Below are 10,291 nucleotides of genomic sequence, written 5' to 3' on the forward strand. Positions count from 1 at the left end.
TACAACCCACAACAAAAGACTTAAATTATCCCGCTTGACCACGTGGTCGGGCGGGATAAATTTTTGGCCAGGTAGGCTGGAGCCACTGGTTTACCCATTTTCCAAAAGGAGCGAAACTCGCATGAGCGATGACAATGTTGTTGAGCAAACCGCACAGGAATCCGATGCTGCCATCGTTGAGTCCGACGCGGTTTCTGCGGTAACCGAAGCTGCCGCCGAAGTTGCGGACGAGGTCGCTGCCGGCCAAACCCCGGAAGCTGCAGAGGCAGCCGAAGCTGAGCAGGCCGCCACCGAGGAAGCTCCCGCCGAAAAGAGCGAAGAGGACAAGGCCCTCGCCGAATACAAGTCGCGCCTGCGTCGCTTCATCGTCGACCTGAAGAAGCTGCCCGGCTCCTGGTACATCATCCAGTGCTACTCCGGCTACGAAAACAAGGTGAAGACCAACCTGGACATGCGTGCGCAGACCCTCGAGGTTGAGGACCGCATCTTCGACGTGGTTGTTCCGATCGAGGAAGTCACCGAAATTCGCGACGGCAAGCGCAAGCAGGTCAAGCGCAAGCTGCTGCCGGGCTACGTGCTGGTGCGTATGGACGTCGATGACCGCTCCTGGTCCGTGGTGCGCGACACCCCGGGTGTGACCTCCTTCGTCGGTAACGAGGGTCACCCCACCCCGGTCAAGCACCGCGACGTCGCCAAGTTCCTGCTGCCCCCGGAGAACACCACCCCGGAGACCGTCGACCAGGGAACTGGCGAGCAGGTCGTCGCCGCCCCGCTCACGGAGAAGAAGGCTGCTCCCGAGGTCGATTTCGAGGTCGGCGAGGCCGTCACCATCCTCACCGGTGCATTCGCAGGTGTTGCTGCCTCTATCTCCGAGGTGGATGCAGAAAACGCCAAGCTGCGCGTCCTGGTGTCGATCTTCGGCCGTGAAACCCCGGTCGATGTCGCCTTCGACCAGGTTGAAAAGGTCGCCTAGCTTTTCGCCCCACGCAAGCCCATCACTTTCCCCGCATTTGGGAAGGTGGTGGGCTTAGTGCTATTCTGACCGCTTGTGCATGCGCTCACGCGCGTTCGCATACCCACATGTTTATCCCCGGTGGCTCGCTCAAGGCGGGCATCCGGACGGTGATGGTCAACGGTTGAACATCGAGCCGCCCATCACCGGCAACGAGGAAGAAGGTAATTCGATGCCTCCGAAGAAGAAGGTCTCTGGCCTTATCAAGCTGCAGATCCAGGCCGGTCAGGCTAACCCGGCTCCGCCGGTTGGTCCGGCACTGGGTGCCCATGGTGTCAACATCATGGAGTTCTGCAAGGCTTACAACGCTGCGACTGAAAACCAGCGCGGCAACGTGGTCCCGGTTGAGATCACCGTCTACGAAGATCGCTCCTTCGACTTCAAGCTGAAGACCCCTCCGGCAGCCAAGCTGCTGCTGAAGGCCGCTGGCCTGCAGAAGGGCTCCGGCGTTCCCCACACCCAGAAGGTCGGCAAGGTCACCATGGCTCAGGTCAAGGAGATCGCTGAGACCAAGAAGGAAGACCTCAACGCCAACGACATCGAGGCTGCTGCCAAGATCATCGCTGGTACCGCCCGTTCCATGGGTATCGAGGTCGAGGGCTAAACCTAAGCCCCACTTTCACCGTGGCAGGGCCAGCTTCGGCCCGCACACCACAACTCCTAACTTTTAAGGATTTTTCATGAGCAAGCACTCCAAGGCTTACCGCGCCGCCGCCGAGAAGATCGACGCTGGCCGCATCTACACCCCCATCGAGGCCTGCAAGCTGGTCAAGGAGACCAGCTCCAAGAACTACGATGCAACCGTCGACGTTGCTATCCGCCTGGGCGTTGACCCCCGCAAGGCTGATCAGCTCGTTCGCGGCACCGTCTCCCTGCCCAACGGCACCGGTAAGACCGTCCGCGTCATCGTGTTCGCCGCAGGCGAGAAGGCTACCGAGGCTGAGGCAGCTGGCGCTGACGTCGTCGGCTCCGAGGAACTGATCGAGAAGATCCAGGGCGGCTGGACCGACTTCGACGCAGCCATCGCTACCCCGGACCAGATGGCCAAGGTCGGCCGTGTCGCACGTGTCCTGGGTCCCCGTGGCCTGATGCCGAACCCGAAGACCGGCACCGTCACCACCGACGTTGCTAAGGCTGTTGCCGACATCAAGGGCGGTAAGATCTCCTTCCGCGTTGACAAGGCTTCCAACCTGCACGCCATCCTGGGCAAGGCCTCCTTCACCGCCGAGCAGCTGGCTGAGAACTACGGCGCTCTCATCGACGAGCTCCAGCGTCTCAAGCCCTCCTCCGCTAAGGGTGCTTACATGAAGAAGATCACCATCGCCTCCACCTCTGGTCCTGGCATCCCGGTTGATCCTTCCGTGCTGAAGAACTACGCAGGCTAATCCCATTTAGGCTGACAAGCTTCACCCGGCGCCCCCTACCGCACTTCTGCGGTAGGGGGCGCCGGCTTTGTATTTGCTAGTTTGGGCGCATGAAAATAGCTATCCTATCCCCATCTTTTGCTGCTGCCGGCGCTTTTTCTGACGTTCACGAGCAGGCCATGCGCAGACTTAAAGATTTAGGATTCGAACCAGTCGAATTCCCCACGACACGGGTCGTGGGTTCTAGCCCGGAAGATAGGGCGCGGGATTTTACTGCCGCCTTCGCAGATCCTGACATCGCCGCGGTTGTGGCCGTCATCGGTGGAGACGACCAGGTGACGGTGGTTCCCTTCGTAGACGATGAAGTCATCCGGGCGAACCCCAAGCCGTTTCTCGGGTACTCAGACAACACCAGCCTGCACAACCACCTGTGGCAGCTTGGCGTGCATAGCTTCTACGGCGGCTCCAGCCAAGTGCAGATTGGGCCGGGGCCCGGCATTGACCCCGAGCACTTGGCGTCTTTCCTGGCGGCGGTTCGCGATGGCGGGCGCATCGAAATCACCCCAGTTGCCATGTCCGAGGATTTCGGAGTCGACTGGAATGATCCCCGCTGTCTCACCGAATTTGGGACACGCACCCCTGCGCGCTCGTGGCGCTGGCGAGGAGCACCAACCTGCGTTGCGGGACCGACGTGGGGTGGTTGCTTCGAAGTCATTGACCAGCTGGCGATGGCCGGAAGGCTACCGCGACTCGAACAACTCGAAGGTCACATCGTGCTGCTGGAAGCCGCAGAAACACTCACGCCCCCGGATCAGATTATGCGTCGCGTCCGAGCCCTAGGGGAGTGGGGACTATTCAATGTTGCAGCCGGCGTGATGATTGCATCGCCACCGGTTAGCAGCCTGGAAGTGGTTCCGGACCCGGAGCAGCAGGAACGCAACTGGCATGCCCAGTGCGATGTGGTATTCGAGCAACTCCAGCGCTATAACCCTGATCTACCTGCAGTTTTCGGGGTCCCCTTTGGGCATACTCGACCGCAGTGGATCCTTCCTTATGGCGGTCAGGTGACCCTTGATGGTGAGTCGAGGAAGATTTTTGCTGATTACGATTTGCCATACCCGCGTCTCAAAGGGTAAGTTACCCCGAGAAGTTTGAAACGGCGCGTGTTCGCACGTGCCCGGCTCAAGTTTCACCGAAGACCGTCGGTCAGCGTTACCTAGTAACGCTCGAAGGAATCCATCATGTGGATCGGCCCACGCAGGAGGACTTGGAAGCTGAATCCCTCAATGAGGATGATGCGCCCTGTGCTCTTGCACGGGGCTTTTGTTTTGCAAAGGCCCCGGCGGAAACGACATTCGTACATTGAGGAAGGAGGCGAAGTAATGGCAAACGCTAAGAACACTGCTGCTGTGGCAGAGCTCAAGAGCCGTTTTGAAGAGGCTAACTCCATCGTGCTCACCGAGTACCGTGGCCTGTCGGTCGCTCAGACCACCGAGCTGCGACGCAAGCTTGGTGCTGATGTCCAGTACTCCGTCGCCAAGAACACCATGATCAAGCTGGCTTTGAAAGAAGCTGGCGTTGAAGGTCTTGATGATCTCCTGACCGGCCCGACCGCCGTTGCCTTTATTAAGGGCGAGGCTGTCGATGCTGCTAAGGCGCTGAAGGATTTCGGCAAGGATAACAAGGCATTCGTGGTCAAGGGTGGCTACATGGACGGCAACGTCCTGAGCTCCGCTCAGGTTGACGCCATCGCCGAGCTGGACAACCGCGAGACCACTCTCGCGAAGCTGGCTGGTGCCATGAAGGGCAACTTGGCAAAGGCCGCTGGCCTGTTCAACGCTCCTGCAACCAAGATGGCACGCCTCGGCGCTGCTCTGCAGGAGAAAAAGGAAGCGTAACCGAAACCTCGGTCGCATCCCCCATTAACTTCGCGGCCCACAGATATGGGCCCCACAAACTGAAAGGACTGCCACAATGGCTAAGTTCACCAACGATGAGCTCATCGAAGCTTTCAAGGAAATGACCCTCATCGAGCTCTCCGAGTTCGTCAAGCTGTTCGAGGAGACCTTCGAGGTCGAGGCTGCTGCTCCGGTTGCTGTTGCAGCTGCTGGTGCCCCCGCTGCAGGCGGCGCTGCTGCTGAAGAGAAGACCGAGTTCGACGTCGTGCTCGAGGACGCTGGCGCCAAGAAGATCGGCGTTATCAAGGCTGTCCGCGAGATCGTCTCCGGCCTGGGCCTGAAGGAAGCTAAGGAGCTCGTCGAGGGCGCACCGAAGGCTATCCTCGAGGGCGCTTCCAAGGACGACGCTGAGGCTGCTAAGACCAAGCTGGAAGAAGCTGGCGCTAAGGTCTCCCTCAAGTAAGTCTTTCGACTTTCTTTCGATTACCCCCACTCCCGCCCGGGAGCTGGGGGTTTTCCCGTCGTGGGAGGTGCTCGGCGAGTTTTCCTCGAGGCCTTAAAAAACTCGGCGAAGCTAATACTTTGGTGTTCGGTGGGGCTAGGGGCCTTTGGGCCGTGGTTGCAAAGCTCTCAAGGGTTTACACGTAAGCCACGTAAATTGGGGCGGAAAACCCGGCATCGCAGGAAAGCCATATTCAGCGCTTAGCCGGCGTTATTGGTAGCTCCCATGGGGATGTGGGGGCTTTGCCGGCCAAGCGCTTGCTGAAGCGGGTGGCTTAACTGGTCTTGCGATGTTGTCGGGGCCAAGTATTCGCCTGAGTAGCTATCGCCACCTCGCCACCTCGCCATCTAGTCGGCGATAGTGTCGATCTCCACGTGGGCTTCCATGGCCTTGTGGACGGGGCACTTGTCGGCGATGGTGAGCAGCTTTTCGCGCTGCGCATCGTCAAGGTGATCTGCGAAGGTGATAGTGCGGGTGAAGGTGGTGTTGCCCGGCTTGGTATCCACGGTGACGTTGACTCGGGTGTCGCCGAGTTCGAATCCCTTGCGGCGGGCGTACATGCGCATCGTCATGGAGGTACATCCGGCCAGTCCGGCGAGCATCATGTCAAAGGGGTTGGGACCTAGATCCTTGGCGCCGGGCACACTGGTGGGCTCGTCGAGTATGAAGCTGTGGGTGCTGGTGGCAATGGTGGTGGCGAAGTCGGAGGCGTCCTCCATGATGGCGGTGACTCCATCGGTGGGGTGGTCGATCTCGTTGTCTTCGTCTTCGGGGATTTCGATGTAGCGGCTGGCCCACGTTGCGATGACGTCTGCGGCGTAGGCGGCGTGGCCACGCTTGGTGAGTAGGTGGTCGGCGTCGTCGAGAGCGATGAAGCTCTTGGGCATGGGGGCAGCGCGGTAGATGCCTTGGGCGTTGTGGATGTCGACGAGTTCGTCGATGGGGGAGTGCATGACCAGAACCGGAACGGGGAGGTTCTCGATGCGTTGCTTTTGAGGGGTGCCGCAGATGTCGTCGAGGAAGTCCTGGGAGATGGTGACGGTTTTGCCGCCGATCTTGACGTCGGATTCGCCGTTGTCGCGGATGGTTTGGATGTCGTCGGCGAACAGTTTGGTGACGTGGCCTGGTTCGTAGGGGGCTGCGATGGAGACTACGGCTTTGAGGCCTTCGACGCTGCCGGCGGTGGCCAGGGCTGCGGCCCCGCCGAGGGAGTGGCCGATGAGTAATTCGGGTTGGCCGTGGTTTTTTCCTAGCCAGGAGATGGCGTCTTGGAGGTTTGTGCGGTTGGTGTGGAAGGTGGTGTCTTTGAAGTCCCCTTCGGATCCACCGAGTCCTGCGAAGTCGAAGCGCAAGACTCCGAAGCCGTGTTGGGCCAGCCGGCGGCTGATGCGGGTGGCGGCGGGGGATTTGGCGGAGCAGGCGAAGCAGTGCGCGAAGACCGCCCAGCTGGTGGGGGCGGTGTCGGGGAGTTCGAGGTAGGCGGCGAGGGTGTTGCCGTCACGAGTGGGGATTTCAACGGTTGTGGTTGCCATGTTTGTGTTCAACGTCTTTTTCGTTGATCTATTCCCGGCTGCTGGTGTTTTACCTGATAGGTGGCGTGTTAGTGCTGGTTGTGGTGGCGGGTGGGGATGATGGCGAATTCTGGGGTGGTCACCACGGTGGTGTGTGCGTCGTAGGTTTGTTTGATTTGTTGTGCGGTCAGTGTGGTGTGGGCGGGGCCGTGGTTGGTGATTTCTCCGTTGTCGATGAGCCATACGTGGTCGCCGTATTGTCCGGCGAGGGTGAGGTCGTGAATGGCGGCGACGACGGTGATGCCCGTGGTGGTGCGGATGTCGTCGATGAGGCTGAGTGCTTGTTGGGCTTTGCCGATGTCGAGGGCGCTGGTGGGCTCGTCGAGTAGTAGTACGGGTGCTTGGGTGGCTAGTGCCCGGCCGAGGGTGGCGCGTTGGAGTTCCCCGCCGGATATGTGGGTGATGTTTTTGGTGGCCAGTGTGTTAAGGCCGAGTTGGTGGAGGATGTCGTCGACGATGCGGTGGTCGGTGTGGCTGGGGTTGGCGAGGAGTTTGAGGTGTGGGGTGCGTCCGAGGAGGACGTAGTCGCGCACGCTCATTCCGTCGGGCAGTTGGGGGCGTTGTGGGCACAGGGCGATGGATTGTGCGGTTTTGGCGCGTTTGGCTTGGCGTGGGTCGATATCGCCGACGGTGAGTTCGCCGGTGGAGGGGATGAGTCCGGCTAGTGCTTTGAGCAGGGTGGTTTTGCCGGCGCCGTTGGGCCCTATGAGCATGTGCCAGCTGCCCGTGGGGATGTCGAGGTTGATGCCTGTGAGGTGTCGGGTGGCGAGGTTGCGGGTGGTGATCATGTGTTTTTCCTGGCGAGGAGCAGCATGAAGAAGGGGGCGCCGATGAAGGCGGTGATGACGCCGATGGGCAGTTCCGCGGGGGATAGGAGGGTGCGGGCGAGCACGTCGGTGGCGACGAGGAAGGTGGCCCCATAGATGGCGGATAGGGGGATGAGTAGCCGGTAGTCGGTGGTGATGGCGCGGCGGATGGCGTGGGGGATGATGATGCCGACGAAGCCGATGAGTCCGCTGTGGGCTACGGCGGTGGCGGTGGCTAGGGTGGCGGCGGCTAGTAGGGCGGCGCGGATGTGGGCGGGGTTGACGCCGAGGCTGGTGGCTTCTTCGTCGCCGACGGCGAGGAGGTTGAGTAGTTTTCCGCCGCCGCTCATGATGGCGATGGAGATGAGGATGGGGGCGGCGGCCAGGGCGATGTTGTTCCACCCGGAGGTGAGTAGGTGGCCGAGCATCCAGGAGTAGACGGATTTGAGGGTGTCGGCGTTGGCTTGTTGGAGGTAGGTTTGGGCGGCGCCGAACAGGGAGCCGGTGGCGACGCCGGCGAGGATGATGGTGGCGGGGTTGGTGTTGTGCCCGATGCCGCGGCTGACGATGAGGGTGAGGCCGACGGCGATGAGGGCGCCGATAAATGCTGCGGGGGTGGCGGCCCCGAGGGCGCCGGCGCCGCCGAGGGCGGCGAGGATGGTGACGGCGAGTCCTGCGCCGCTGGAGATGCCGAGGAGGTAGGGGTCGGCTAGTGGGTTGTTGAGGCAGCCTTGGTAGGTGGTGCCGGCGGCGGCGAGGGCGGCGCCGACGAGGGCGCCGAGGATGATGCGGGGGAGGCGCAGTTGGGTGAACACCACCAGGGCTTGGTTGTCCCAGTCCAGGCTTGTCAGGTCGTGGAGGTGGATGGGGTAGGCGCCGGTGGCGGCGGAGATCCACATCGCCACGATGAGGAGCACCGTGGCGATGCCGAGGTGGATGGTTGTGCGCATTTAGTGGGCGGTGGCGGTGGCGGGCAGGGTGGTGAGGTCGTGGGCGATGGCTTCGACCAGGTCGGCGATGCGGGGGCTCCAGCGGGATGCGATGTCGACGTTGAGGGGGTAGATGGCGTGGTTGGTGACGGCGGGGATGGTGTTCCAGCCGGGCCGGGCGGCGACGTCTGCGGCGGTGACTCCGCCGGCGCCTTCACTGTCGGCGAGGAAGATGATGTCGGGGTTGGCGGCGATGATGGCTTCGGGGCTGAGTTGCGGGTAGTCGCTGCCGTCGGCGGGGGCGATGGAGGTCATGCCGAACAGGCTGTAGACGTTGCCGAGGAAGGTGTGGTCGGTGATGGTGTAGAAGGTGGGGTCGACCTCGTGGTAGTACTTCAGGCCGTTGCCTTTTTCACCCGCGGTGGCGGTGGCTTTGTCGATGCGGGTTTGGGTGTCGGCGACGACGGCGGCGGCGTCGGCGACGTGGTTGGTCAGGGCGCCGAGTTGTTCGATTTGGGTGTAGGCGTCGGCGATGGTGTCGGCGGCGGGCATGACGATCACGGGTACGCCGACGGTGTTGAGGGCTTTTTCGAAGTCTGGGTTGGGGGTGGAGGTGACGACGAGGTCGGGTTTGAAGGTGAGGACTTCTTCGGCGGAGGGTTGGAAGCCGGAGAGTTCGGTGGTGGGTGCTTGGGGTGGGTAGGTGGAGTAGCTGTCGGCGGCGACGATGAGGTCGCCGGCGCCGACGGCGAAGAGGTCTTCGGTGGCGGTGGGGGATAGGGAGACGATTTTGGTGGGGGCTTTGTCGATGGTGACTTCCCCGATGGTCAGGGGCCAGTGGGTGGTGTCACCGTTGGTGTCGCCGGTGGTGGTGCCGCTGGTGTCGGTGTTGGTGGTGCTGCAGCCGCTGAGGGCGAGGGCGGCGGCGCTGAGCAGGGCGAGGATTTTACGCATGGGTGTGTCCTGGGTGTGTGCTGGGTGTTTGGGGTGGGCGACAGTGGGCGGCACAGGGCTGTCGCGATGGTTGTGTTTTTCTATTGTAGGAGTCGTGTGGGCGGTTGTATGGGGGTGTGGGGTGTGTGGGGTGGGGGTGGGTTACGATGTGCCCATGCTTCCCCGCTCGCGGCTTGCGCCGATTGCTTTGGTTGGTCTGGGTGCTTTGTTGCTCAGTGTTGGTTTTGTGCTGCCGATGTTTTTTCCGGCGGATAATCGTTTGCCTGCCGATCTGCATGGGTGGACGTATCGCTTGACGGATCCTCATGCCCAGGTGGGGGATGAGCAGCAGGGGGTGTACCGGCAGGTGCATGTGGATTTCACGCCCTCGGATGATGATGAGGTGTTGGCGCGGGTGGGGTCGGCGACGATGCGGATGGGCGATGGTCCGGAGTTGGAGCGGTTGTTGGATGCGGAGGTGGTGTCGTTTCGGATGGATCGTTTGTCGGGGGAGGCGGTTGGTTCGGCGACGTGGGCGACGGATTTGGCCTCACCGCCGCGGCAGCAGGGTATGGGGGGTTTGTGGTTGAAGTTTCCGGCGGATACCCAGCCGCGTTCTTATGGGGTGTTTGATCCGGTGACCCATCAGGCGATCTTGGCGCGTTTTGTGGGGGAGGACAATGTGAATGGGCGTCGGGTGTATTCGTTTGTGCAGACGGTGCCGAATACGGTGGTGGTGGCGCCGCCGGAAAAGGAGCCGTCGAGTGGTTTGGGGCCGCGCCCGGAGGTGTTGTTGGATCCTGCCGGCGATGCGGTGCAGGGAGTGATTGCTTCTGGCGCGCCGGTGGAGCGCTATCAGGCGACGCGCGAGCTGGAGGTGGACGCGGCTACTGGGGTGATTGTGGATATGCGGGTGCGCGCAAACAATTGGTTAGAGATGCCTGATGGTTCGCGGCAGCCGTTGTTGGCGTTCCAGGGTGGTTTTAGTGATGAGGATCGGGAGGCGATGTGGGATGTGGTGCGTCGTTTCCCGAGCACGACGGTGATTGATGATTCTTCGATCGTGCTGTTGGTTTTGGGTTCGTTGTCGCTGGTGGTGGGGGCGGCGACGACGGTGGTGGGGTTGCGTCGCCCGCGTTGGGGGCGCCGTGGGTGAGTGCCGTGGGTGAGTGAGCTGGTGGCCTGCCGGTGGCAGCCGGTGGGTTTGTGCGCGCTGTTTCTAGGGAAAAGGGCTGGACAAATGAGGGGTTGTCCTATAGCCTTAAACGTTGCGCTG

At 61.7% G+C, this 10,291-nt stretch carries 11 protein-coding genes; 7 read left to right on the forward strand and 4 right to left on the reverse strand.

Going from position 1 to position 10,291, the window contains the following annotated elements:
• Positions 1 to 121 precede the first annotated feature (121 nt).
• The 6 genes from nusG (at position 122) to rplL (ending at position 4,737) form a co-directional block, all read left to right on the forward strand.
• Positions 122 to 973 (forward strand): transcription termination/antitermination protein NusG, encoded by an 852-nt coding sequence (gene nusG, locus CAQU_RS01535; protein WP_075724629.1) that lies wholly within the window; start codon positions 122 to 124, stop codon positions 971 to 973.
• A 211-nt stretch (positions 974 to 1,184) separates the two neighbouring features.
• Complete coding sequence (gene rplK / locus CAQU_RS01540; protein WP_075728239.1) at positions 1,185 to 1,616, forward strand: 50S ribosomal protein L11; 432 nt, start codon at positions 1,185 to 1,187, stop codon at positions 1,614 to 1,616.
• A gap of 76 nt (positions 1,617 to 1,692) precedes the next feature.
• Positions 1,693 to 2,397 (forward strand): 50S ribosomal protein L1, encoded by a 705-nt coding sequence (gene rplA / locus CAQU_RS01545; protein WP_075724631.1) that lies wholly within the window; start codon positions 1,693 to 1,695, stop codon positions 2,395 to 2,397.
• Between the two features lie 89 nt (positions 2,398 to 2,486).
• The gene (locus CAQU_RS01550; protein WP_075724633.1) at positions 2,487 to 3,512 is read left to right on the forward strand and encodes a S66 family peptidase; all 1,026 of its coding nucleotides are present in this window, start codon (positions 2,487 to 2,489) and stop codon (positions 3,510 to 3,512) included.
• A 246-nt stretch (positions 3,513 to 3,758) separates the two neighbouring features.
• Complete coding sequence (gene rplJ, locus CAQU_RS01555; RefSeq protein WP_075724635.1) at positions 3,759 to 4,274, forward strand: 50S ribosomal protein L10; 516 nt, start codon at positions 3,759 to 3,761, stop codon at positions 4,272 to 4,274.
• Positions 4,275 to 4,350: 76 nt separating this feature from the next.
• On the forward strand, positions 4,351 to 4,737 hold the full coding sequence (gene rplL / locus CAQU_RS01560) for a 50S ribosomal protein L7/L12 (RefSeq protein WP_075724637.1): 387 nt from the start codon (positions 4,351 to 4,353) through the stop codon (positions 4,735 to 4,737).
• A 386-nt stretch (positions 4,738 to 5,123) separates the two neighbouring features.
• Here rplL and CAQU_RS01565 read toward each other — a convergent pair whose 3' ends face one another.
• From CAQU_RS01565 to CAQU_RS01580, 4 genes are all read right to left on the reverse strand, one after another.
• A complete protein-coding gene (locus CAQU_RS01565; protein ID WP_075724639.1) occupies positions 5,124 to 6,308 on the reverse strand; it encodes a bifunctional alpha/beta hydrolase/OsmC family protein in 1,185 nt (394 codons plus the stop codon).
• A 68-nt stretch (positions 6,309 to 6,376) separates the two neighbouring features.
• Positions 6,377 to 7,135 carry an ABC transporter ATP-binding protein gene (locus tag CAQU_RS01570; RefSeq protein WP_075724641.1) on the reverse strand — a complete coding sequence of 253 codons (759 nt, stop codon included), beginning with the start codon at positions 7,133 to 7,135 and terminating at the stop codon, positions 6,377 to 6,379.
• Positions 7,132 to 8,103 (reverse strand): FecCD family ABC transporter permease, encoded by a 972-nt coding sequence (locus CAQU_RS01575; protein WP_075724643.1) that lies wholly within the window; start codon positions 8,101 to 8,103, stop codon positions 7,132 to 7,134. The genes CAQU_RS01570 and CAQU_RS01575 overlap by 4 nt, the downstream gene beginning before the upstream one ends.
• Complete coding sequence (locus CAQU_RS01580) at positions 8,104 to 9,036, reverse strand: ABC transporter substrate-binding protein (RefSeq protein ID WP_075728241.1); 933 nt, start codon at positions 9,034 to 9,036, stop codon at positions 8,104 to 8,106.
• Positions 9,037 to 9,190: 154 nt separating this feature from the next.
• On the opposite strand from CAQU_RS01580, the gene pgfA reads away from it, so the two are divergent.
• A complete protein-coding gene (pgfA, locus tag CAQU_RS01585) occupies positions 9,191 to 10,171 on the forward strand; it encodes a cell envelope lipid trafficking protein PgfA (RefSeq protein WP_169836015.1) in 981 nt (326 codons plus the stop codon).
• Positions 10,172 to 10,291 lie beyond the last annotated feature (120 nt).

The organism is Corynebacterium aquilae DSM 44791 (assembly GCF_001941445.1).
GTDB lineage: Bacteria > Actinomycetota > Actinomycetes > Mycobacteriales > Mycobacteriaceae > Corynebacterium > Corynebacterium aquilae.

Coding starts and splice junctions, on each gene's coding strand:
- CAQU_RS01575 (WP_075724643.1), bottom strand. CDS start 8,103: ATGCGCACAACCATCCACCTCGGCATCGCCACGGTGCTCCTCATCGTG.
- CAQU_RS01550 (WP_075724633.1), top strand. CDS start 2,487: ATGAAAATAGCTATCCTATCCCCATCTTTTGCTGCTGCCGGCGCTTTT.
- CAQU_RS01580 (WP_075728241.1), bottom strand. CDS start 9,036: ATGCGTAAAATCCTCGCCCTGCTCAGCGCCGCCGCCCTCGCCCTCAGC.
- CAQU_RS01570 (WP_075724641.1), bottom strand. CDS start 7,135: ATGATCACCACCCGCAACCTCGCCACCCGACACCTCACAGGCATCAAC.
- rplL (WP_075724637.1), top strand. CDS start 4,351: ATGGCTAAGTTCACCAACGATGAGCTCATCGAAGCTTTCAAGGAAATG.
- rplK (WP_075728239.1), top strand. CDS start 1,185: ATGCCTCCGAAGAAGAAGGTCTCTGGCCTTATCAAGCTGCAGATCCAG.
- nusG (WP_075724629.1), top strand. CDS start 122: ATGAGCGATGACAATGTTGTTGAGCAAACCGCACAGGAATCCGATGCT.
- rplA (WP_075724631.1), top strand. CDS start 1,693: ATGAGCAAGCACTCCAAGGCTTACCGCGCCGCCGCCGAGAAGATCGAC.
- pgfA (WP_169836015.1), top strand. CDS start 9,191: ATGCTTCCCCGCTCGCGGCTTGCGCCGATTGCTTTGGTTGGTCTGGGT.
- rplJ (WP_075724635.1), top strand. CDS start 3,759: ATGGCAAACGCTAAGAACACTGCTGCTGTGGCAGAGCTCAAGAGCCGT.
- CAQU_RS01565 (WP_075724639.1), bottom strand. CDS start 6,308: ATGGCAACCACAACCGTTGAAATCCCCACTCGTGACGGCAACACCCTC.